Source organism: Ruegeria sp. AN11, assembly GCF_056536005.1.
On the sequence record NZ_JBQFJD010000002.1, the window covers coordinates 891251 to 914700 of the forward strand.

Sequence of the window (23450 nt, forward strand, 5' to 3'; positions counted from 1 at the left end):
GTTCATGCGGATACCCTGTCCCGGAGAGCCAATCGGGAATTCGCGCTATGCCACAAGTATCAACGAACAAACTGGGTCAAACCGGAGCCTCTGGCAACAACAACGGTGTCAACGAAGTCGCGCCTTTGTTGCTGCGACTTGCAAACCAATTGGAGGAAGAGATTTGCCGCGCGCTGATGGAGGACAATGTCGCGCTGGCAGAACGATTGGTGGCCCCACAATGTGAGCTGAAGAAGCTTGCCCAAGGTCTTGGTTGATGAAGCTCACAGCCACTAGTGGAAAGTACAGAGAATGCTTGATTTTTTGCCCACCAAAGGATCAAGCCACCGCTTTTTAACACACAATAGGGACATAACCTTCAGCTCGGGCACCGAGCGTTCAGAACCGCAACAGTTCCAGCGCGTACCCCTCTGGTAGGGTTTCGACATCCGCAGGGATAATGGCCAACCCGTCCGCCTGCGCCAGCAACGCCACGCGCCCGCTGTAGGACGGTGCCATCAGGTGCAGGCGCGGCCTGCCGTCCGGAGCTGTGCCCCGGATCTGCACCGGGCGAAATTCCTGCCGCCCGGGATGACGCTGCAGCGGTTCCGCCAGCACCGCCTGTTCGGCGACAAGCGGGCTTGGATGCAAACCGGCGCGCCGTGCCATCATCGGCGACCCGATGATTTGCCAGGTAACGTAGGCGGAAACCGGATTGCCCGGCAACCCGATATAAAGCGCATCGCCGTGACGTCCGAACATGATCGGCTTGCCCGGTTTCATGGCCACTTTCATCACATCCGTCTGACCGCCGATTTTGGAAAACAGGCGCGGCATGTGATCCTCGTCGCCAACAGACACGCCGCCGGTTGTGACGATCAGATCGGATGTGTCGCATGCCTGCCGCAAGACCTGTTCCAGCAAAACCGGGTCATCCTCGACCGGGCCGATGTCCGTCAGGTCGATCCAGCGCTTGTCCAGCAGCGCCCGCAGCATATTACGGTTCGAGTTGTAAATCTGGCCGGGGCCAAGGTCTTCTCCGGGCTGGCGTAATTCGCTGCCGGTCGAGAAGATGGTGATCTTGAGCTTGCGGTATACCTTGACCTGGCCAAACCCGGCTGAGGCCAGCGCCGCGACCTCGCGCGCGCCGATCTCGCAGCCGTGACGCAGGATCAGTGCCCCCGCTTTCAGGTCCTCACCCGCGCGGCGGATATGCTGTTCGGCGGTCGGGCGACTTGAGAAGCGGATACCGCCTTTTGTTAGCTCGCAATCCTCCTGCATCAGAATGGCATCGAAGTCATTTGGCACCGGCGCACCGGTAAAGATACGCAAGGCGCTTCCTGCGGGTGCCTGATGCGCGCCGCTGTCCCCGGCGGCCACGCGCCCGGCGACGGGCAGATCAAAGACCGGCCCCGCGCCCAGATCGCGAGTGCGGATCGCGTAGCCATCCATGGCAGAGTTGTCGAAGGCGGGCATGTCAGTTTTGCTGAGGCAATCCTCGGCCAGAACCCGGCCAATCGCCTCAGTCAGCGGTACGGGCTTTGTTTCGACAATCGGATTGGCGGCGGCCAGCCCCCGTGTCAGGGCGTCAGCCACGGACACGTACAGGTGGGCGTGCCGGTCGCAGGCGCATCCATCAGCCATCTGTGTTTCTCCGGGTTCAGCCGAATGCAAGGACAACCCCGGCAAATCAGCGTCAACACTGTTCATGATCGGACGGGTCGCAACCCGGCCAACAAACCGCGCCCAATGGACACCGAGACCCGAGCGCTGTCCTTGACATAGGTCACAGTTCGTCGCCACTTGCCTGAACACGTCCCCCATGCCCATGCTGTGATTGTCGGTCTGCGGCAGAATCTCGGCCGGCCCACGCAGCCTATTGGCTAAATTGCGTAGTCCCCGCAAATCATCAGCAGGTGATCACCGGGTGAGACCAAAGGGTTTCGACGCGTGACGCAAACGACTCCGTTCTGCTGAGTCGTCAATGACGCAGGTGGGTGCCCGATGTTGTGTATGTCATACAAGGTCGCAACGACCTGTCCTTTGCCGACCTCGCCACCAAGCTGCACGTGAAGGTCAATCAACCCCTCAAAATTGCTGGTGACATGCGAGCAGTCTGCACCCACATCAACAAAACGGGTCATGGCAGCATCCGCGGGTTCCGTCATGACCTCATCGGCTGCGAAAAGCCCTAGGTTAGACAGAACACGGCAGCAGCCCGACCAGCCAATCTGGAAAGAGCGGGTGGTCATCGTGCCCATCCCCCCAAGCTCGCAGGAAAGGAATTTTTTGCCCTGACGATAGGCTTCCGAGTCGAAATCTGCACCCTCGTCGGACGTTCGGCTTACCATTGTAAAATCGGCACCAAATTGGCGCGCAAGATCAATATTGTCTGCATTCAGCGCCGCATCATTCCCCAGGCAAACGAACGCGCAGTCAATGTAGCGCGTCGCAGTTCCCCCTGAGTGAAAATCCAGAATGATGTCGGATTGCGGGATCAACTCCTGTGACACGAACCGGGCAATAGCAGCCGTCGGTCCGGGAGCATGTGTCCCGGGGAACGCCCGGTTCATATTTCCCTGATCCAGTGGCGACACACGGGTACGCGCACGCACGGCAGGCGCATTCAATGCCGGCAGCACAATGATGCGCCCGTTCAGCTGCTCCGGCTCGAGCTCTCTCAGCATCCGGTGAAGGATAAGCTGCCCTTCGTACTCGTCCCCGTGGTTGCCCGCCGTAAGTAGCACCGTAGGTCCGGCCCCACCGCACAACACGCCAATGGGAACGCGAATGGTGCTGAAAGCAAGCGCATTGTTGGACAGGGTCACGTCGATGAAACCGGTCCGCTTGCCCGGACTTACAAGATCAAGCGAGCATCGGACCGGGCAATTCTGAACCATCGAGGCACCTTCTGAAAATGTCACGTTTGTCAGCGGCTTCAAATTCGACCACCGCGCGCATGCTCTCATCTTTATGGTTGAGATCAAAGCCTTCGTTGATCTGATCTTGCATTGGCCATCAGTGATCATCGGATCGCTTTTTGGGCCAATCAACAATTCGGGGGGCGCCCCCCTGACCAGAAGCTCCCCGCGGTGCCGCTCTTCGCCAATTCCGATCTGTGGCCAGCTCGAACGGCCGGGTTGGTGTCCACCTATGTTGCTTAAGGCCTATAGGTGAAAGCCGTCGGTCATGTCGCCGCTTCTTGTGTTCATACCTGAACTGGATCTGTTTTCTTCAGACGCCAAGTTGGGTAGCCTGCATCACAATGCAGTTTTCTAAACTTCGCCAAGCGGTATATATGCGTCGACCCCCCCTCCCCTCCCTCCGGGCCTTGCAAACATTCGAGGTGTTTGGGCGTACCAATTCCGTCGCCGATACCGCGCGGGAGCTGAACGTCACACCCGGTGCGGTCAGTCAGCAGCTCAAGGTGCTGGAAGAACAAACCGGTCGCGCGCGCCCCTGCTCTGCACAGACTGGGGGCCCGGCTTCGAAGACGTCCCGGACTGGGAAGACTGGTTTGCAGCGAACGATATCGACGCCTCACCACGACGGAAGGATGCCGTCTTTTCGCTGTCCAGCCTAGCTTTGGATGCCGCCATTCAGGGACGTGGTGTGGCGCTGGCGCAAACGTCTTTTGTTCAACGGGACTTGCAGATGGGCTATCTGTGTCGCCTGTCCGAACAGGAAATACCATTGCCCAGACCCTATCTGGTCTGCTGGGGTGAAGGCGCGCTGGATGAACGAACGGCACGCAGCTTTCTGGACTAGATTCTGCAGGCAGGACGGGACGTCTCAAGATCGCTCGGAAACTCCTCAAGAGATCGGTAAAATGATTTAGTTTTCCTGAACAACAAGGCAGGCAGCAATACTATACAAGCCCGCATTCCCCGCACATAAGTTCCTAAAGCTCGAACAAACTATTCTGCGGGAGGTGAACCGTGTTTCTGAAAAATGCCTGGTACGTTGTGGCCTGGAGTTCCGAGATCACTCATGAGCTGCGGCAAATCCGGGTTCTGGGCAAGAAAATCTGTGTCTATCGGACCCGGGCCGGTGAAGTTGTCGCGCTGGAGGACGCCTGCCCGCACCGAAAACTGCCGCTGTCAAAAGGCCGCATGAAAGGCGACGATGTGGAATGCGGCTATCACGGGCTGACGTTCGACTGCGTCGGTCAGTGTGTCTCGGCCCCCGGCAAAGGGCGCATCCCATCCTCGGCTAAGGTGCATTCCTATCCCGTGCACGAAAAATACGAACTGGTCTGGATCTGGATGGGCAATCCGGCCATGGCCGAGCCTTCCGAGATCTTCGAGATCGAGCATTACGACGACCCCGACTGGGGCATAAACCGTGGTGCGGCGATGGAGATCAGGTGCAACTATCTGTACATGACCGACAACCTGCTGGATCCAACCCATGTCGCGTGGGTGCACCAAAGCTCTTTCGCGCAGGATGCCACGAAGGACACGCCGCTGTCGGTTACAAAAAAGGACAACGGCATCGTCGTGCATCGGTGGATGATGGATGTGGAACCTGCCCCGTTTTACAAGAAGGTGGTCGAGTTCGAAGGCAATTGCGACCGGCTTCAGCACTATGAAGTGCACTATCCCAGCCATGCGCTGATTAAGGCCGTCTTCACCCCTGCTGGTACTGGGGGGCCGGACGGACCGCTGCATGCGCGGACCTTCATCATGGACAGCTACAACTTCATGACGCCGACCTCGGAAACCGAGACCCGGTATTACTGGTTTCAGCTGCGCAACATCCGCCCGGACGACGCCGAGCTTTCCAGGATGATGAGTGAGGATGTCCGCTACGCATTCGAAGAAGACCTGGCCGTTCTCGAAGAGGTTCAGATCGGCATGGACGAAAAGGAAAGCCCCCATATCGACCTGAGCATCGACGGAGGCCAGCTGCGGTTCCGCCGCCAACTGGAAGCAATGATCGCCGAAGAGGCGATGGTCGATGCCAAGATGGAGGGCTGAGGCGGCCGGGAATGTCCGTTAGTATCGGGTCGCCCAAGATAAGGGAGCACGCGATCACCACTGCGTTCGAACCTGAATTCAGGTGCCGCAAGGCCTAGGCCTTGCGGGCTTCCGTGGCAATCGCAATCTTCAGTACAGATGCGGAGGGGCAACCCCTCCGCCACTTACATTTACCCCAGGATGCCGGGCAAGCGCAGGCCATGTTCGCGGGCGCAGTCTTTTGCGATGTCATAGCCGGCGTCCGCGTGCCGCCAGACTCCCGAGGCCGGGTCGTTCCACAGGACGCGCTCAAGCCGTTTGGCGGCCGCATCCGTGCCGTCGGCGCAAATCACGACGCCTGCGTGCTGGCTGAACCCCATTCCGACCCCGCCACCGTGGTGCAGCGACACCCATGTGGCGCCCGAGGCAGTATTGACCAGCGCGTTCAGCAGCGGCCAGTCACTGACGGCGTCCGAGCCATCCAGCATTGCCTCTGTCTCGCGGTTGGGTGATGCGACCGAACCGCTGTCCAGATGGTCGCGACCAATGACGACAGGTGCTTTCAACTCGCCGTTCCTGACCATTTCGTTGAACGCCAGCCCGGCGCGGTGACGGTCGCCCAGCCCGATCCAACAGATGCGCGCGGGCAGGCCCTGGAAGGCGATACGCTCCTGCGCCATGTCGAGCCAATTGTGCAGATGGGTGTTCTCGGGGAACAGTTCCTTCATCTTGGCGTCGGTCTTGTAGATATCCTCGGGGTCGCCCGACAGCGCACACCAGCGGAACGGGCCAATACCACGGCAGAACAGCGGACGGATATAGGCCGGGACAAATCCGGGGAAGGCAAAGGCGTTTTCCAAACCCTCATCCTGTGCCACCTGCCGAATGTTGTTGCCATAATCCAATGTCGGAACGCCTGCGTTCCAGAAATCGACCATGGCGGCCACATGTTGTTTCATCGAGGCCCGTGCCGCTTTTTCGACCGCCTTGGGATCGGTTTCGCGCTTGTCTTTCCACTGTGCCATGGTCCAGCCCAGGGGCAGATAACCGTTGACCGGGTCATGTGCCGAAGTCTGGTCGGTGACGATATCGGGACGCATGCCGCCGGCCTGCATCCGGGCATAGATTTCGGGGAATATTTCGGCGGCATTGCCGAGGAGGCCGACGGATTTCGCCTCTCCCGCTTTGGTCCAGCGGTCGATCATCTCAAGCGCCTCGTCCAGCGTCTCGGCCTTTTCGTCCAGGTATTTGGTGCGTAGGCGGAAATCGATGCTGTCGGGATTGCACTCGACCGCTAGACAGCAGGCCCCGGCAAAGACGGCGGCCAGAGGCTGTGCGCCACCCATGCCGCCCAAACCGCCAGTCAGGATCCATTTTCCTTTCAGATCGCCGCCATAATGCTGACGTCCGGCCTCGGCAAAGGTTTCGTAAGTGCCCTGAACAATGCCCTGCGTGCCAATATAAATCCACGAGCCGGCGGTCATCTGGCCGTACATCATCAGGCCCTTCTTATCGAGCTCGTTGAAGTGATCCCAGTTGGCCCAGTGCGGCACGAGGTTCGAGTTGGCGATCAGCACACGTGGAGCATCGGCATGGGTGCGCACGATGGCCACCGGCTTGCCGGACTGCACCACCAGCGTTTCATCCTCTTCCAGATCCTTGAGGCTGGCGACGATGGTGTCAAAATCTTTCCACGTCCGCGCGGCGCGCCCGATGCCGCCATAGACCACCAGTTCATGCGGGTTTTCAGCAACGTCCGGGTGCAGGTTGTTCATCATCATCCGCAGGGGGGCTTCGGTCATCCAGCTTTTGGCGTTCAACTCAGGGCCGGTTGGCGGAAAGATGTCGCGGGTGTTCTTGCGTGGGTCGGTCATGGGGCAAGCTCCAGTGCAGTGTCTTGGATGGCGTCCAGAATGTCGGAAAGCCAGCGGCGCAGGCGGGTGGCCTTGCGGTCGTCATAGGACCAGGGCGGGCTTTCTGTGGTCAGGTAGGTGGATTGGGCCAGTTCCATCTGAATGGCGTGCAGACCCTCAGCCGGGCGGCCATAGTGCCGGGTTGTCCACCCGCCCTTGAACCGCCCGTTCAATACGGTGCTGTAGGGGGACGAGGCGGCAAATTCATGGGCAATGGCCTCGATCTGGGGCGCGCAGGTTGTCCCGCCATTGGTACCCAGATTCATGTCCGGCAGGACACCGTCAAACAGGAATGGAATGTGGCTGCGGATCGAATGACAGTCATACAGAACCGCAATTCCATGGATCGCCTTCACCCGCGCCAGTTCGGCCTCGAGCGCTGCGTGATACGGTGCATGGAACGTCTCGCGGCGCTCGGTGATCTCTGCCTCGGAAGGTGGCTGGTCCCAGATGTCATGCCCGTCGAAATCCGTCAGCGGCACCAGCGTCGTGGTGTTCTGCCCGGGATAGAGAGACACGCCCGACGGATCACGGTTGGCATCAATCACATAACGGTGGAATGTGGCCCGCACCGTGGTGGCCCCCGGAAGAAGCCCGTCGTAAAGCCGGTCAATATGCCAGTCCGTATCGGCCAGTTCCCGGCCGCGGTCGTTCAGCCTGGCCTTGATGTCAGGCGGAACGTAGGTGCCCGTATGGGGCAGCCCAAGCACAAGGGGGCTGTCGCCCCGAATGTTTTCCATCGGATGGGTCATGCGCCAAGCCCGGGCATTTCTATCTCTGTGCCATTGGCAATCTCACCACTGGCAATCAGAACCGAGGCGGCTTCGATATCCGGGGCGGTATAGCGGTCATCGCCAAGGGGAGGAACCACCGCGCGCAGACGCGCCATCACGCCCTGCAGGGTTTCACTGGTGGGCAGCGGCGCGCGGAACTCGATCCCTTGCGTGGCGCAAAGCAGTTCGACCCCCAGAATGCGTTCCAGATTGGTCACCATCTGCCCCAGACGTCGTGCACCATGAGCGGCCATGGACACGTGATCCTCCTGATTGGCCGAGGTCGGGGTAGAGTCGGTCACGCAGGGGTTGGCCAGATGCTTGTTCTCGCTCATCAGGGCGGCGGTGGTGACCTCGGCAATCATAAGCCCCGAGTTCAGCCCAGGATTGGGGGTCAGGAAGGGCGGCAGGTCAAAGCTGAGCACCGGATCGACGATCAGGGCGATACGGCGCTGCGCAATGGCCCCGATTTCCGCAATCGCCAGCGCGATCATATCGGCGGCAAACCCCACGGGTTCAGCATGGAAATTGCCACCCGAGACGATGAGCCCCGCGTCGGCCAGCACCAGCGGGTTGTCGGTCGCGGCATTGGCCTCGATCTCGAGCGTCGTGGCGGCCTGTCGCAGGACGTCCATCGCGGCACCCACGACCTGCGGCTGGCAGCGGATGCAATAAGGGTCCTGCACCCGCGTGTCGCCCTCGCGATGACTGTCGCGGATCACCGATCCGGCCAGCAATGCGCGCATGGTGGCTCCGGCCTCAATCTGGCCGCGATGGCCCCGCAATGTGTGAATCTCGGGCTGCAATGGCGCGGTTGACCCCATAATCGCGTCGGTGGTCAGCGCCGATGTCACCAGCGCGCTTTGAGCGGCCTGCCACGCACCAAAAAGACCGGCCAAAGCAAACGCGGTCGAAAACTGGGTTCCGTTGATCAGGGCCAGACCTTCTTTGGGGCCAAGTTCGACCGGGGTCAGACCGGCTGCGGCCAGTGCTTGGTCGCCCGGCATCACGGTGCCGCCAAACTCGGCCTCGCCTGCGCCCATCATCACCGCTGCCATATGCGACAAGGGCGCAAGATCACCTGACGCGCCCACGGACCCCTGCGCTGGGATCACCGGTGTCACGCCCTTGTCCAGCATCGCCTCAATCAGGTCGATCAGTTCCAGCCGCACACCGGATGCACCGCGCCCGAGGCTGAGCAGTTTCAGCGCCATCATCAGCCGCGCATGGGCGCGCGGAATGGCCGGCCCCACCCCACAGCAATGGGACAGGATCAGGTTGCGCTGCAGGGTCGCCGTATCTTCGGCCGCGATCTTGACGCTGGCCAGTTTTCCAAACCCGGTATTGACCCCGTAAACCGCCGCTTCGCCCGCTGCCGCATCGGCAATGCGCGCATGGGCAGCTTCGATACCGGGGCGGCAGGTCGGGTCCAGCCGAACCGCGCATTCTTCCCGGTATGCCTGTTCCAGTTGCGCCAGAGACACAGAGCCGGGGGTGAGTGTCAGGGTGGTCAATTGAGTTCTCCGAGTATGCGGGAATGAAGCGGGTTGAAGCCGATGCGATAGGCCAGTTCAGCCGGGTGCGTTGCATTCCAGACGGCAAGATCGGCGCGCAAACCGGGGGCGATACGGCCGCAATCGTCCAGGCGCAGTGCGCGGGCCGCATGGGTGGTGACACCCTGCAGCGCCTCTTCGGGCGTCATCCGGAACAGGGTGCAACCCATGTTCATCGCCAGCAAAAGCGAGGTCATTGGCGCAGAACCCGGATTGCAATCAGTGGCCAGCGCCATCGGTACCTTGTGCTTGCGCAGCAGGTCGATTGGCGGGGCTTGTGTTTCGCGCAGGGTGTAGAAGGCCCCGGGCAAGATGACGCCGACCGTGCCGGCAGCCGCCATGGCCTGAACGCCGTCCTCGTCCAGATATTCAATGTGATCGGCTGAGATCGCCCCGTAGGATGCGGCAAGTTTCGTGCCGCCCAGATTGGACAACTGTTCGGTATGGCATTTGATCGGCAGTCCCAATTCTGTGGCCGCATCGAACAATGGCACCAGTTGCTTGGGCAGGAACGCAATCCCTTCGCAGAAGGCATCCACCGCGTCCACCAACCCTTCCGCATGGGCGGCACGCAGGGTCGGAATGCAGATTTCGGTGATATACGCTTCGGGGCGGTCCTGATATTCAACCGGAACTGCATGGGCGCCCAGAAAGCTGGTCACGACCCGGGCAGGGCGATGTCGTGGCAGCGCCCTTGCCGCGCGCAGCATGTTCAATTCGGTTTCTTTATCCAGCCCGTAGCCGGATTTGACCTCGATCACCGAAACACCTTCGGCCAGCATCGCATCCACTCGTGGCAGCGCCTGCGTGACCAGATCCTCCAAACTGGCAGAGCGCGTCGCCTTTACGGTCGAGATGATGCCACCGCCTGCACGCGCCACTTCTTCATAGCTGGCGCCGTTCAGCCGCATCTCGAACTCGACCGCGCGGTGGCCGCCAAAGACCACATGCGTATGACAGTCAATAAATGCAGGTGTCACCAGTCGACCCTCGAACGAGGTCCGGGGCAGCACTGCAAATTCAGCGGGCAGTTCGGTCTGCGGACCGACCCAGGCGATACGGCCATCCACAGCCGCAATCGCGGCATCCTCGATCAGACCATAGGCATTGGCAGCTTCCAACATCGTCGCTGCGTGCAGATCGGTGAACAGATGATCGCGGGCCTGCATTCGAATACCCCTCCCCTGCAATTCTCTCTTTTCTGGTACAGGTCTTTATGTCATATGTCTATCCATAAAGCGGAGACACACATGACAGCCATATTCGCAAATCGCGCCCTGCTGCCCACTGGCTGGGCAGAGAACCTGCGGCTTGAGGTCGAAAGCGGGCGGATTGCGCGCCTGACCCCGGATTCCGCGGCGTGTGATGAAGATACCCGCGTCGACATTCTGCTGCCTGCCTTGTCGAACCTGCACAGTCACGCCTTCCAGCGCGCCATGGCCGGGATGACCGAGTATCGTCTGGCCGGTCGCGACAGTTTCTGGACCTGGCGCGATTTGATGTATCGCTTTACCGGCCACCTCAGCCCCGAACAGGTTCAGGCCATCGCGGCGTTGGTTTATCTTGAGATGCAGGAGGCCGGATATGCCGCGGTCGGCGAATTCCACTATCTGCATCACCAGCCGGACGGGACGCCTTATGACCGCCTTGCCGAGCTGTCGGACCGGATCATGGCCGCTGCCGCCGAGACCGGGATTGGACTGACGCATCTGCCGGTGCTCTATTCCTATGCGGGCGTCGGGGAAAAGCCGCTGGAGAGTGGCCAGCGCCGCTTTGGCAACGATGTGGACCGTTTCTGCAAATTGGTGGAGCAAGCCCGTGGCGCGCTTGGTGATCTGCCAGATGACTGCCGGGTCGGCATCGCACCGCATTCCCTGCGTGCCACCTCGCCAGCAGATTTGGCGCAGGTTATCGCCGCGCAGGGCGCTGGCCCGATCCACATTCACATCGCCGAACAACCGAAGGAGGTGGCTGAAGTGCAGGCGGGTCTGGGTGCGCGCCCGGTTGAATGGCTGCTGGACAATGCGCCGGTCGATGCCAACTGGTGCCTGATCCACGCCACGCATATGACTGAGGCCGAGACCTGCGCCATGGCTGGCAGCGGTGCCGTTGCGGGCCTCTGCCCCGTGACCGAGGCCAATCTGGGCGATGGTCCCTTTAACGGCCCTACTTACCTAATTGCAAACGGCGCCTTTGGCGTGGGTTCGGATTCCAACGTGTTGATATCCCTGACTGAAGAGTTGCGCACACTGGAGTATTCCCAGCGTCTGCGCGATCTGTCGCGCAATGTGATGGTCGTAGGTGAGGGCTCGGTCGGGCGGACGCTTTATTGCGGCGCGGCAGAGGGTGGCGCGCAGGCGCTTGGCCGCGATGCGGGGCAGATTGCCGAGGGCAAGCTCGCCGACCTCGTGGCTGTGGACGGCCAAAACCCAGCCTTGTGTGCCTTGCGCCCGGACCAGCTTCTGGACGGGCTAGTATTTGCCGCAAAGGACCATGTGGTGACAGATCTGTGGTCTGCCGGCCGCCATCGCGTGCAAAATGGCCGCCACGTGGCACGGGACCAGATCATCTCCGGCTACCGGGCCGCCATGGCCGGGCTTTTGTCTGGTCTCTAGGCCCGAACCTGTGCAAATCGGACAGACAGGACTATGGCATCAGGGGCCGGAGTGACGGTTAAGGCGTCTTCCGGCCATTCCGCCTCTCCCGCGATCAACTGAGCACCAACTGATGTGACAGCCAGACCCTTCGCAACAAAGACGAAGCTAAACGGTGCCACATCGAAATGTTGTGCACCGATATGAACATCCACGCTGGCCGTGATAGCCTGCGGATCGTAAATCACATTGAATGCCCGGCACGGCCCGCCCAGCAGCCGCGCATTCAGCGGCAACGCCCCATCGAAATACAGCGGCTTGAACGGCCGGGCCTTATAAATGTCGGTCGAGCCTTGCAAATTCAGCCCGGCCCCGTCGATGATCGTGTGCACCCGCGCCAGACCCGGAAAGCGCGAGAATGGCCCGTCACGGCCGATCTCGGCAACGCTTATGCGCCAGTCGAGTTGATTTTTGATCCGCTGGACGGCCAGTTCACGGGTCACGCCACCGCCATTGGCCCAGGGGGCGGCTGCCGTCTCCTCAAGCCTGATACGCATGCGGGTCAATTTCTTTGCATGTTGTCATTAATCTGGACATAATATGAATATGGGCAAAATGATATAGTGAGCAGAACTTGACCGAGCAGAAAAACATAGGCTTTCAGGCGATCCGCGATGAAGTGCTGAACCGCATCCAGACGCGTGTCTGGCCGCAGGGCAGCCTGCTGCCGACCGAGCTGGAACTGGCGGCTGAGTTCGGCTGCGCCCGGGCAACGGTCAACCGGGCCCTGCGCGAACTGGCAGATCAGGGGATCGTCACCCGTAAACGCAAGGGCGGCACCCGCGTGGTCACCATGCCGGTCAAACAGGCAAAACTGCCCATTACCGTGGTTCGTCAGACCATCGAAGAGATGAATGCCGAATACCGTTATGCGCTTGTCAGCCGAACTGTCATTGCCTGCCCGGCCTGGCTGCAGGCCAAGTTGGGCCTGCCCGAGGCGGCGCAGGTCCTTCATCTGTCCTGTATGCACCACGCCGACAACCGCCCTTTCCAGTTCGAAGAGCGTTGGATCAATATCGACGCCGTGCCCCATGTTGCGAACGAAGATTTCCTGACAGTTGGTCCCAACGAATGGCTGCTGGCTGAAGTACCCTTTTCAAATGCGGAAATCGCCTTTTCGGCCGTTCCCGCCACAGGCCCGTTGCAGGACTTTTTGTCCGTCCCGTCCGGAACACCGCTGTTTCAGCTGGAACGCACGACATGGTTTCAGAACAAACCCGTCACGTTCGTGCGCATGACATTCCACCAAGGCTATCAGATGCGCACAACCTATTGACTGTGGTCGCCCTCAGGCATTGTCCGGCAGTCGAAGAATACGGGTATATCCCAGTTGAAACCTGTTCAGCTTGAGACCAGCCTTCTAATGCCGACGCCTCAGGTTTCCGCAACAGCGCGCACAGGTGCATTTCCCGTCGCTGAATTATTTCAAGCGCGAAACAGAACAACCTACCTGAGCAGGAATTCTCTGGCGCAAATGCGCAGCAGCCAGTTGCGGAACTGGGTGACCGCACGCGACCCGTCGGCGCGGTACGAGGTCAGCAGGTAGTAGGCATTGCCGGTCGGAAGGCTCAAATCAAGGGGCGCAACCAGTTGGCCCTTACGCCGGCTTTCCTCACCAAAAGGGCGGCGGTCCATGGCCCAGCCCAGCCCGCTTTTGGCGGCCTGCAGTGCGTTCGAGCGATTGTCCATCTCGGCGACCGGTTTCCACGAAATCTCGCTCAGACCGGCTGCCGAAAACCAACGGCTCCACTCATTCGCGTGGTGGTTGCTGCTGATCAGAGGCTCGGACTGCATCTCTTCGGGCAAGGGAATGCTGCCTCTGGCTTCCAGATATTCGGGGGCGCAAACCGGCTGGATGATCTCATCGAACAGCTTGACGCAGCGGGCCTCCTGCGGGGGTTTGTCGGCAAAGACGATCGCCATGTCGATGTCGCTCCCTGCAAGGGTGATTTCCTCTGGCATGGTGATGATTTTGACGTTCACGTTCGGCGCTGCCTCGCGCAGGTTGGGCAGGTTCGGTATCAGCCACATATTGGCCAGTGACTGGTACATATGGACTGACACGGTCTGCTCGCTCTTGTCGCCGGTATATTCGGCGAAAGCGGCATCAAGCGTGTCCAGGGCTTGGCGCACTGGGCCGAACAGCGCTTTCCCTTCGTCTGTCAGTTCCACGCTCTGAGGCGCTCCGCGCTTCAATAGGGTCGTGCCGACAAAGGTTTCGAGTGACCGGATCTGATGGCTCACGCCCGAGGCCGTGATATTGAGCTCGCGCGCGGCCTCGATGTTGCGCCCCAGCCGTACGACGGCTTCGAACGCGCGAATGGCGGCAAATGGCGGTATCTTGCGTGACATCTGAACATCCGGTTAAGGGCCAACGTGCGGACCCTAGAACAAATGATACGCTGCTCCCAGCCCTGTCCCCTTATACGGGAGCCGTGCACAGATCGAACAGATGCCGCAGGTCTTGTGCTGCCAGTTGATCGAACTGCGCGGACAGGTCTCGGATTTCTTCGGCTCGGGTTTCACCCAAAACCGGAACGGCGAGCATGCGGAACTTTTGGGTGATCTGGTCGTCGCTGAGTGCCATGTCCGCGTCACCGCGCGGTGTGCGGGGCTCATCCACGATCCGCTGACCGTTCCTGAGGATGATTGTCACCTGCGCCCAGCGTTTGTCGGTACTTATGCGGGTCATTTCCGGATCGTCTATCAGCTTGATGGTGCGGCTTACGCGCAGGATGTCGGGGTCGCGTAGGGCTTCGGCGCTCAGTTCGTCGACGCCCACCTGACCGCGTACGAGCATCGCGGCGACGGGAAAGGCGATTGCATAGGCGAACTCATCCTGAGTTTGCGGTTCGTGACCGGCCAGCCGTGTTGCATAGTGGAAGGTGCGGATTTCGACGCTGTTCACCTGTTCGTGGGTGAAGCCGTGTTTCTGCATCATGTCGTGTACGGAATCGAGCGAGGGATGGGCCCAGCGGCAGCAGGGATAGGCCTTGTAATGCGTGTGGTCGACCAGCCGCCAGCCGGTGCCCAGATCGGCCCAGAATTCCGCGCCGTCTTCGCCCTCGCAGGTCAGCGCCGGGGCACCGGTGAACCCTTCCATTGCAAGATAAGCCGCCGTCACCCCCGAGGGCGCGCCCCAACCGACGCCATCGCGAACCATGGTGGGATGGTCGATGCAGCGCATCATCTGGCTGCGGGGGCCATGGTATTCCCCGATCCCCGCGGCCTGCCGGATCTGTTCCGCTTTACCACCCAGCAGTTTGGCTCCAGCGGCGGCGACCCCTACGGCGGTCCACGCCCCCGAGGTGTGATAATCAGCGCAGGTTGCGTGTTGCACCAACCCGGCACGGTAGGAGACTTCGTATGCGGTGGCGAGGATTTCGGCAAAGCGCCTGCCGTCGATCTGATTGCCGCTGGCCTGTGCCATTGCGATCAACGCCGGGAACACGGCTGAACCCGCATGACCTTTGCAAGGGGTGGTGCCGTCATGGGCGTCGATGCTGTCCACTGTGAATGCGCCGGCCATGGCGGCCCCGACAGGGCTGACCGAGCGGCCATCCATCAGCATCTTCGCCGAACCAGATGTGCCCGCCCCGAATATCATCGGTGCAACGCGGCGTGCGATGCCCGACATTTCGGTGGTCACGCCGACGGCCGCCACGCCGATCGTGTCGACAAAGGACCGGCGCAGCGTCCACAGGACGGTTTCGGGCAGATCATCATGGCGCAGATTGGCGGCGAACTGGTCGAATCTGTGTCCCATCAGCTCAGCACGTCCACGGCGGATTTCATGCGCTTCAAACCTTCCGATATGTTGTTTTCAGACGTTGCGATTGACATGCGATAGAACGGATCACATGAAAATCCGGGCCCGGGGACCACGACGACCCCATGTTCCAGAAAATAGGCCGCCAGTTCGGTCGAGCTGGTCAGTATCTTACCCTCGGGCGTCCGGCGTCCAAACAATCCGCCGCATTCGGGCATCAAATAGAACGCGCCGCCGGGGCTCTGTGTTTGCAGCCCTTCGATTTCGGCCAGCCCGGTCAAAGCCTGATCGCGGCGTTTCTGGTAGATGGCGCACCAGTCCTTCAGGAATTCCTGCGGCCCGGTCAGAGCCGCCACCGTCGCCGCCTGACTGATCGAGCACGGACCGCCATTGGTCTGGCTGAACAGGCTGCGAATGCCGTTGGTCCACCATTCGGGCCCACCGGCAAACCCGATGCGCCAGCCCGTCATGGCGTAGGATTTCGACACGCCGTTCACTGTCAGTATCCGCTGCTGCAGGTCCGGCGCGACAGCAGCCAGTGTCGCGAACTCCGCGCCATCGAAAATGATGTGTTCGTACAGATCGTCCGAGATCACATTGACCTGCGGATGGCGTCTGAGGACCACGGCCAGCGCCTCCAGCTCGGTGGCCGAATACACGGCTCCGGTCGGATTGGAGGGTGAGCAGATCATCATCAGCCGCGTCCGGGGTGTGATTGCCGTTTCAAATACTTCGGGCGTCAGTTTGAAGCAGCTGTCTGCAGTGTCGACCAAAACCGGCGTTCCGCCCACGGCCTGCACCATACCCAAGTGCGAGGCCCAGAGTGGTACAGGCAGGACCATCTCGTCCCCTGGGTTCAGGACTGCCTGAATGGCGGTTGCCAGCAATGGCTTCGCGCCTGAACAGACGATGATTTCTTGTGCAGAGAAGGTCAGGTTGTTGTCGCGGCGGAACTTTTCGATCACGGCCGCCTTGACGGCTCCGTTTCCGTCGGTCGGAGTGTACCGTGTGTCGCCCGCCCGAATGGCGGCAATCCCGGCCTCGCAAACATGGGCGGGTGTGTCGAAATCCGGCTCGCCCACGGAAAAGTCGATCAGATCGGCCCCGGCCTGCCGCATTTCGAAGGCTTTGTTGAAGACACCGATGATCGGTGATGCGGGCAGCGCGTCGACCAGTCGGGACAGCATCATGATGCCTCCGCCAGATCGGTCAGGGTCAGATTGGGGCCAAGACTGTCGGGGCCAACAAGAATATGGATGACGGCGGCTTTTCCGGATGCCATTGCGCGTTCCAGCGCGGGTGCGAAATCGGCGGTCGTCTCCACCCGCTCGCCATGTGCGCCATAGCCTTGCGCGACGACCGCGAAATCGGGGTTTGTCAGTGAGGTGCCCGAAATACGTCCGGGGTGCTTTCGCTCCTGATTGGTGCGAATGGTGCCGTACATGCTGTTGTCAACGATGATGAAAATAGGATCGAACCCATATTGAATTGCCGTCGCTACCTCTTGCCCGTTCATCAGGAAATCTCCATCCCCGGCGACGTAGACGGCCGGTGCATAGGGGCGCGCCACCTTGGCGGCGACCGCCGCCGGAACGCCCATGCCCATCGCGCCGGAAATCGGGGCCAGAGCGCCCAGAAACTGACGATAGTCGAAATGGATGTTGGGCCAGTCGGCCGCGTTGCCCGCACCGGTGGTCATCGTGGTTTCCCGTGGCAAAGCGGTGTTCAGCACGCGCATCACTTCGGCCATGTTGACCGGGCCGTGTTGGACAGGCAGGGTGCGCATAGCCTGGTAATCGGCACGCGCACTGGCAGGCGAGTGGCGTTTTGCGACCGGCAGCAAGGCCAGGGATTTTGCAGCTTCGTTCGGGTCGGCCAGAATGGGCAGGTCGGCCTGATAGAGCCGCTCCAGATCCTCGGGGCCCGGCAGGATGTGGACAAGCTTGCAATCCGGCTGGGGCGATTGGATGAGGCTGAATTTCAGTGTGGTCCCGTCATTCAGGCGCGCGCCCAGTGCGATCACCAGATCAGCAGATGTCGCGTATTCATTTGGCATCGGATTGCCGCCAAAACCCAGATTTCCGATAAAATTGGGATGGTCATGCGGAAACAGACCCTGGCGGCGGAACCCTACGGCAACCGGAAGCCCGTGGTCTTCGACAAAGCGGATCGCGGCGGCATGCCCCTTTTCGGTCCAGCAGGTGCCGCCCAACAGCAGCAGCGGGCGCTCGGCTTCGGCCAGAAGCGCGGACACCTGTTCCAGATCGGCAGGTGTGGGTGCGGGAGGGGTCAGTTTGACCTGCGGCAGATCGGCGGCGTCGGTCAGTTCGGCCAGCATATCCTCGGGCAGGGCCAGCGCCACCGGGCCGGGCCGTCCCGAAAGCGCGGTGCGAAAGGCGCGGTTCACATATTCCGGGATGCGGGCGGGATCGTCGATTTCGGCTACCCATTTCACCATATGGCCCAGAAACCGACGGTAATCGACCTCCTGAAACGCCTCCTTGTCGCGATGAGTGCGCGGGATCTGACCGATCAGCAGGATCAGCGGGGTCGAGCCCTGTTGCGCAGTATGAACCCCGATGGAGGCATTGGTCACCCCGGGGCCCCGTGTCACGAAACAGACCCCGGGCTTGCCTGTGGCGTCCGAATACGCCGCCGCCATGAAGGCCGCGCCGCCCTCTTGCCGTGTCGTGTAGTACTTTAGTGTGTTCGAGCAATCATGCAGCGCATCCAGGGCCGCAAGGTAACTTTCACCGGGGACACCGAAAATGGCCTCAACACCGTTGACCCGCAGCATGTCGATCAAAACCTGTCCGCCTGTCCGCATCACATTGCCTCCTGTTTCAGAGTCCATGTTTTTCAGTCGGAAGCAAAGATCGAAACTGAATTCTTCACGCCGGGATTGAGGTAAATTCATCCCGAAGGGGCGCCCGGAAAAACATCCAGGCCGTGCGACGTGCAAACGGGCGGCGCATGCCTACTCCGGGCCATGTCATGGGTGCATTTGTGTCGACCTTAGCCTTGATAATCCCATTTACACATCAACGCGCTGATCCGCGGCATCGAAGAAATGCAGGAATTCTGGTGCAAGGTGCAACCCAATTGTTGCGCCAGGCTGCAATTCGGTATCACCGGTGATGCGGACTGTAACTTTGTCTTCGCCACCACAATCGAGGATCAGGAATGTGTCTGCGCCAAGATACTCAATAACCTCGATAACGCCATCACACTGACCTGCACCTTGTGCCACGACTGTTATGTGTTCGGGGCGGATACCCAACCGTGTCGCAGCCACAGCCCGATCATAGGTGCCACTGCCACCCCCCGAAAGGCGGTAAAAACCATTGTCGGTCGTGCACGGCAGGATGTTCATTTTCGGGCTGCCGATGAATTGGGCTACGAACAGGTTCGCTGGACGCTCATACAACTCGCGCGGAGTGCCGACCTGAGCGATATGACCGTATTCCAGCACGACGATCCGGTCTGCCAGCGTCATCGCCTCGACCTGATCGTGCGTGACGTAGATCATGGTTCGTTTCAGGTTCTGGTGCAGCTTGGCGATCTCGTAGCGCATTTCGACGCGCAACGCGGCGTCGAGATTCGAAAGAGGTTCGTCAAACAGGAACGCGGTGGGGTCGCGCACAATCGAGCGGCCGATGGCGACACGCTGGCGCTGACCACCTGAAAGGTCCTTTGGTCTGCGTTCCAGAAATGGCGTCAGTTTCAGAACTTCGGCAGCCTTGCTGACCTGAGCGTCGATGTCTGTTTTTGGGGCACCGGCAACCTTCAGCGAAAACCCCATATTCTCGGCCACGGTCAGATGGGGATAAAGGGCGTAGGATTGAAACACCATGGTTAGCCCGCGTTTCGAAGGCGGGTGATCGGTGACGTCGTTGTCGTTGATCAGAATTGCGCCGCGCGAAGTATCTTCAAGGCCGCCGATCATACGCAACAGGGTGGATTTACCGCAGCCCGATGGGCCGACGAACACGATGAACTCACCTTCGTCTATGTCAAGGTCAATGCCCTTGATGACCTGAACGTTACCAAACCACTTTTCGACCGCGTTGAGCTTGATGCTGCCCATCAGTTCCTCCCTGCCCAGATCAGCCAAACGGCGGCTGTCCATGTAAACGAATTCCCGCCCGCGGGACTGCCGGTATTGGGATCGAAGTATTCAGCAAACCCGAAATTGGAAATCAACGCGGCGGTTTTGGCGCGCAGGTCTTCCGCTTCGGCCTCATGGCCCATTTCGGCAAGGCCAATGCCGATCATCATGTTCATGATCGCCCAGGTTGGTCCGCGCCAGTATCGGCGGGGATCGAATTTCGGGCTTTCTGTGTCGTGGCTGGGAATAGGGTGCGGGACCGTTTTCTGAACTTTTCGGAGCCTTTCCAGCATTTCGGGTGACTCGATGCCGGCAAACCAGCACATGAAGGAAGCGTTCGAGATACTGTTCGCCCAGTCGCCGCTATGGGCATCGCGCGAGTCAAAAGACCCCAGATCGGCATTCCACAGCGACCGCGCGCCCTCCTCCAGCCGGGCGATGTCGTTGCTCAAGCCGTCGGTTTCCAGACCGAGTTCGGTGCCTACGGCCAACAGATCGCGGGCCGCGCGTAAGGTGGTGAAGGTCATTGTCGGGTCCGCCACGCGGAACGGGTTCTTGCGGAGTAAGGTCTTCTGATCCCATCCGGCTTGGCGTCCGATCTGAACCAGCTTGATGTACCGGTCATAGTCGAACTTGGTGGGCCGGTCGTCGCTGTTGACGTGGCTTGTGTCCCGGCGGACATATTCGCCCACGTCCGAGGCATCCATACGTGCCATCGCCTTGTCCCAGTCCGGGGCGTTGTCGCGGCCCGCCTCCCAGGGGTGGGTGGTGCAGACAGCCCCCAGATCGTCCAGCCGCCATTTCATGATCCAACGGTGCCAGGCCAGCATGGCGGCGAAAAGGGGGCGAATACGAACTTCGCCCAGTGTCCGGTCCTTGTCCCAGATAAGGCGCGCCATGGTGGCCGCAATGGGTGGCTGGATGATGCCCGACGACGGGATCGGGCCGTTGCACCCCCAGACATCCGGACCGGGGAAATACCCAGGATCGGGTTTGTGAAACAGGATATGCGGGACCATCCCGTCAGCCCATTGTCCCGAGAACAGCGTCTCAAGCTCAATCCAGGCGCGATCTATGTCAAATTCGGCAAACCCAAGCGCGGCGATCGCGCTGTCCCAGTTCCATTGATACGGATACAGCCCTTCGGTCGGGATGGTGTAGCCTCCCCGGTCATTGGCGATCAGGATATTGCGCGCCTCGCGGTCGGGGTTCGTATGTTGGTTCATCTGTGTCATCCTTTGACGGACCCCGCAGTCAGGCCCTTGGTCATGAAACGTTCAAGCCCCAGGAACAGCGCCATGATCGGGACAGTGGCGATGACGGCACCGGCCATCAGGTGCTGACGGGGAATTTCTGAGGAATTCAGCATCGTGACCCCTCGGGTCAGGGTGAATTTTGACGGATCGTCCAGCAGCATGAAGGCCAGCAGGAACTCATTCCAGGCGATCATGAAGACGTAAAGCGAGACCGACGCCAGAGCCGGCAGGCTGAGCGGAAGGGTGATCTTCCAGATCACCGACAGGCGTGACAACCCATCCATCAAACCGGCTTCCTCGACCTCGGTCGGCAAGCCGCGAAAATAGCCTTGCAACATGTAGAGCGCGACCGGGATAGTTGTCACCGGATAGATCATGACAATGCCAAGGATCGAATTGCGCAAGCCGGTCAGAGAGAATGCGATATAGATCGGCAGCGCCAGTACGATCATCGGGACCATGTAGATCAACAGGATCGAGCGTGAGAACGCCTTTTGCCCCTTGAACCGGAACCGCGCAACAGCGTAGGCCCCGGGGACGCTGAAGGCCAGCGTAATGAATACCGTGAGGACCGAGACGTAGAAGGATGTCCACAAATAGGTGCCGAAATTGAAGTCACGGAACAGCTCGGTATAACTGCGGAAAAGTGCGGTGCCCTGGCTCAGGTCGACCGAGAAATCCAGCGGATTTTGCAGCAACGCCTGCTGGGATTTCAGGCTGGTCATCACCATGACGTAAAACGGGATGACCACGATGGCCGTGAAGAAAATATACCCGAAGCCGGTGCAGAACCGGATTACCGCATCCTCGAATTCGTGCCGGGTCAGCTCTCCGAACGGGGTTTCCCTGAGAATTGCAGCCAACGAGACGTGAATTACGGCGGCCATTGCCAGAACAGTAACCAGGACTGCCTGCACCGACGTGTCCGGGCCGATCAGAACGGGGCCAAACCCGGTCAGGCCGGACAGGCCCAGCATGGCCGATATACCCAGGCGGGCCGGTGCATGGTGCGCCGGGAACCGGATGTAGATCCATCCTGCCAGCGCACCCCAGATCAGGCAGAGCAGTATCTGGGGACGAAATGCCGCCCCGGTGGAAAACGACATGGTGACGGCAACGGTTGTCGCGATGACAACCAGCCAAAGCGCGCCCAGAATTGGGCCGGTTATATACCCTTTGCGCATCACAGACCCTCCTCACGGCTAATGAAGCGGAAGAAGACAAAGCTGAAGGCAATCAGGCACACCAGGATCACCACCGCCACCGCCGCACCGGCGCCGATGTTCGATATTGCAAAAGCCTGTTCATAGACATTCACGGTCAGCGTGCGAGTGCCCGCATTGCCGCCGGTCAGCAGGAAGATGTCATCGAATTTGTTGAACGTCCAAATGAAGCGCAGCAGGAACAGCACTGACAGGATACCCAGCAATTGCGGGATGCTCAGCCACCAGAATTTCTGGAATGGCGAAGCCCCGTCCATATCCGCCGCTTCATACATGCTGGAGTCGATAGATTGCATCCTGGCGAGGATGAACAGGAAGGACAGAGGGAAATAGCGCCAGATCTCAAACACTGTGACCATGATCAGGGCCAATGGGCGTTCACCGAAGAAGTTGATGGGATCGCTGGTCAGTCCCATCTGCACCAGCAACGCGTTGGCGGAACCTGAGAATGGGTCGAATAGCGTGACCCATGTGAAGGCGACCGCAATCACCGGGGCAACGTAAGGGAACAGGTAGAGGCCTCGGATGATGCCCTGCCCCCTGAAGCTTTTGTTCAGCAGCAGGGCCGCAAAGAGGCCCATGACCAGCGCACCGATTGTGCCGAATACAGTATAGAACAGAGTGACCCAAAGAACGCCCCAGAATTCTTTCCCGTCAAAGACGCGGGCAAAGTTTTCGAGGCTGAATTCAAGGCTGGTCAGTACATTCGGCCCGCTGCCGGTGACTTTCGGCTCTGATCCCTCGACCGCATCCTCGACCGCATCCGGGTCGCCGTCGAATGTGACCGGGATGCGGATACGCTCACGCTGTCCACCCTGCAAAGTGCCGAAATCGCAAAACAAGTCCTGCCCGTCCAGAACACATGGCGCAACGACTTCTCCGGCGGTCACCCCGTCAGGAAGAACATCGGCCAGGGTCACGCCTTCGATCGCGATCTCCTGGCTGGAGTTGCGCAAGCGGTATTCGATCCGCAGATCGTCGCCCGATCCGCGCAGACTTTCACGGACAACCGGCGCGGGTGGGCGCAGGTCGGACAGGGAAAATGGCTTGAAGCTGATCCAGATGATTGCCAGCAACGGCAGGATCACGACAAGCGACACACTGATCACGGTCGGAGCCAGCAGAGCCCAGGCCATACGCGCCTCGCGTTTGGCAAGTGCCCCGGTTCCGGTCGGTGGGGTTACCGAAGAAGACATGGAAGACCTCGGAGAGGGTTGGGTGCAGCGGCGCGCACGCCGCTGCGGTTTCCGATTGAGAGACGGTT

The 23450-nt window shown here is 60.3% G+C and carries 20 protein-coding genes and 1 pseudogene; 6 read left to right on the forward strand and 15 right to left on the reverse strand.

The features are described from left to right. The first annotated feature begins 47 nt into the window (after positions 1–47). Complete coding sequence (locus ACR3EQ_RS23940) at positions 48–257, forward strand: hypothetical protein (RefSeq protein WP_170619357.1); 210 nt, start codon at positions 48–50, stop codon at positions 255–257. Positions 258–378: 121 nt separating this feature from the next. Here ACR3EQ_RS23940 and ACR3EQ_RS23945 read toward each other — a convergent pair whose 3' ends face one another. Both ACR3EQ_RS23945 and ACR3EQ_RS23950 read right to left on the reverse strand, forming a co-directional pair. Next, a complete protein-coding gene (locus ACR3EQ_RS23945; protein ID WP_170614024.1) occupies positions 379–1623 on the reverse strand; it encodes a molybdopterin molybdotransferase MoeA in 1245 nt (414 codons plus the stop codon). Positions 1624–1862: 239 nt separating this feature from the next. Continuing rightward, positions 1863–2921 (reverse strand): succinylglutamate desuccinylase/aspartoacylase family protein, encoded by a 1059-nt coding sequence (locus ACR3EQ_RS23950; protein ID WP_170614025.1) that lies wholly within the window; start codon positions 2919–2921, stop codon positions 1863–1865. Between the two features lie 356 nt (positions 2922–3277). Between ACR3EQ_RS23950 and ACR3EQ_RS23955 the strand changes: the two are divergent. The 3 genes and pseudogenes from ACR3EQ_RS23955 to ACR3EQ_RS23965 form a co-directional block, all read left to right on the forward strand. Continuing rightward, positions 3278–3415 (forward strand): annotated as a pseudogene (locus tag ACR3EQ_RS23955) (LysR family transcriptional regulator); the annotation flags it as partial. 23 nt (positions 3416–3438) lie between these two features. Further along, positions 3439–3747 (forward strand): LysR substrate-binding domain-containing protein, encoded by a 309-nt coding sequence (locus ACR3EQ_RS23960; RefSeq protein WP_480441199.1) that lies wholly within the window; start codon positions 3439–3441, stop codon positions 3745–3747. Between the two features lie 170 nt (positions 3748–3917). Then, positions 3918–4958, forward strand: a complete 1041-nt coding sequence (locus ACR3EQ_RS23965) for an aromatic ring-hydroxylating dioxygenase subunit alpha (protein WP_480492353.1) — start codon at positions 3918–3920, stop codon at positions 4956–4958. 170 nt (positions 4959–5128) lie between these two features. Here the strand turns inward: ACR3EQ_RS23965 and hutU are convergent, their stop codons facing one another. The 4 genes from hutU to hutI are packed head-to-tail and all read right to left on the reverse strand — an operon-like array spanning position 5129 to position 10345. Next, positions 5129–6811: a urocanate hydratase gene (gene hutU / locus ACR3EQ_RS23970; protein ID WP_170614027.1), complete on the reverse strand. Its 1683-nt coding sequence runs from the start codon at positions 6809–6811 to the stop codon at positions 5129–5131. Further along, positions 6808–7602: an N-formylglutamate deformylase gene (hutG, locus tag ACR3EQ_RS23975; RefSeq protein WP_170614028.1), complete on the reverse strand. Its 795-nt coding sequence runs from the start codon at positions 7600–7602 to the stop codon at positions 6808–6810. Before hutG ends, hutU begins: the two co-directional genes overlap by 4 nt. Further along, on the reverse strand, positions 7599–9137 hold the full coding sequence (hutH, locus tag ACR3EQ_RS23980) for a histidine ammonia-lyase (RefSeq protein ID WP_170614029.1): 1539 nt from the start codon (positions 9135–9137) through the stop codon (positions 7599–7601). The genes hutG and hutH overlap by 4 nt, the downstream gene beginning before the upstream one ends. Then, positions 9134–10345, reverse strand: a complete 1212-nt coding sequence (gene hutI / locus ACR3EQ_RS23985; protein WP_480492355.1) for an imidazolonepropionase — start codon at positions 10343–10345, stop codon at positions 9134–9136. The genes hutH and hutI overlap by 4 nt, the downstream gene beginning before the upstream one ends. Positions 10346–10426: 81 nt before the next feature. Here hutI and ACR3EQ_RS23990 point away from each other — a divergent pair, with 81 nt between their 5' ends. After that, a complete protein-coding gene (locus ACR3EQ_RS23990; RefSeq protein ID WP_170614031.1) occupies positions 10427–11791 on the forward strand; it encodes a formimidoylglutamate deiminase in 1365 nt (454 codons plus the stop codon). Here the strand turns inward: ACR3EQ_RS23990 and ACR3EQ_RS23995 are convergent. Then, positions 11788–12327: a HutD family protein gene (locus ACR3EQ_RS23995; RefSeq protein ID WP_170614032.1), complete on the reverse strand. Its 540-nt coding sequence runs from the start codon at positions 12325–12327 to the stop codon at positions 11788–11790. The genes ACR3EQ_RS23990 and ACR3EQ_RS23995 overlap by 4 nt on opposite strands. A 77-nt stretch (positions 12328–12404) precedes the next feature. On the opposite strand from ACR3EQ_RS23995, the gene ACR3EQ_RS24000 reads away from it, so the two are divergent. Further along, entirely contained in the window at positions 12405–13106 is a 702-nt protein-coding gene (locus ACR3EQ_RS24000; protein ID WP_170614033.1) for a GntR family transcriptional regulator, read from the forward strand. A gap of 170 nt (positions 13107–13276) precedes the next feature. Here the strand turns inward: ACR3EQ_RS24000 and ACR3EQ_RS24005 are convergent, their stop codons facing one another. From ACR3EQ_RS24005 to ACR3EQ_RS24040, 8 genes are all read right to left on the reverse strand, one after another. Continuing rightward, positions 13277–14182, reverse strand: coding sequence for a LysR substrate-binding domain-containing protein (locus tag ACR3EQ_RS24005; RefSeq protein WP_170614034.1), 906 nt, complete (start codon positions 14180–14182; stop codon positions 13277–13279). Between the two features lie 70 nt (positions 14183–14252). Beyond that, positions 14253–15596: an MmgE/PrpD family protein gene (locus ACR3EQ_RS24010; RefSeq protein ID WP_170619355.1), complete on the reverse strand. Its 1344-nt coding sequence runs from the start codon at positions 15594–15596 to the stop codon at positions 14253–14255. Further along, entirely contained in the window at positions 15596–16789 is a 1194-nt protein-coding gene (locus tag ACR3EQ_RS24015) for a pyridoxal phosphate-dependent aminotransferase (protein WP_170614036.1), read from the reverse strand. The genes ACR3EQ_RS24010 and ACR3EQ_RS24015 overlap by 1 nt, the downstream gene beginning before the upstream one ends. Then, positions 16786–18426 (reverse strand): thiamine pyrophosphate-dependent enzyme, encoded by a 1641-nt coding sequence (locus tag ACR3EQ_RS24020; protein WP_480492358.1) that lies wholly within the window; start codon positions 18424–18426, stop codon positions 16786–16788. The genes ACR3EQ_RS24015 and ACR3EQ_RS24020 overlap by 4 nt, the downstream gene beginning before the upstream one ends. Positions 18427–18633: 207 nt before the next feature. Continuing rightward, entirely contained in the window at positions 18634–19686 is a 1053-nt protein-coding gene (locus ACR3EQ_RS24025; protein WP_480492416.1) for an ABC transporter ATP-binding protein, read from the reverse strand. After that, on the reverse strand, positions 19686–20933 hold the full coding sequence (locus ACR3EQ_RS24030; protein ID WP_480492360.1) for an MGH1-like glycoside hydrolase domain-containing protein: 1248 nt from the start codon (positions 20931–20933) through the stop codon (positions 19686–19688). The genes ACR3EQ_RS24025 and ACR3EQ_RS24030 overlap by 1 nt, the downstream gene beginning before the upstream one ends. 5 nt (positions 20934–20938) lie before the next feature. Next, positions 20939–22147, reverse strand: a complete 1209-nt coding sequence (locus ACR3EQ_RS24035) for a carbohydrate ABC transporter permease (RefSeq protein WP_170808044.1) — start codon at positions 22145–22147, stop codon at positions 20939–20941. Continuing rightward, a complete protein-coding gene (locus ACR3EQ_RS24040) occupies positions 22147–23382 on the reverse strand; it encodes a carbohydrate ABC transporter permease (protein ID WP_170614040.1) in 1236 nt (411 codons plus the stop codon). The genes ACR3EQ_RS24035 and ACR3EQ_RS24040 overlap by 1 nt, the downstream gene beginning before the upstream one ends. Positions 23383–23450 lie beyond the last annotated feature (68 nt).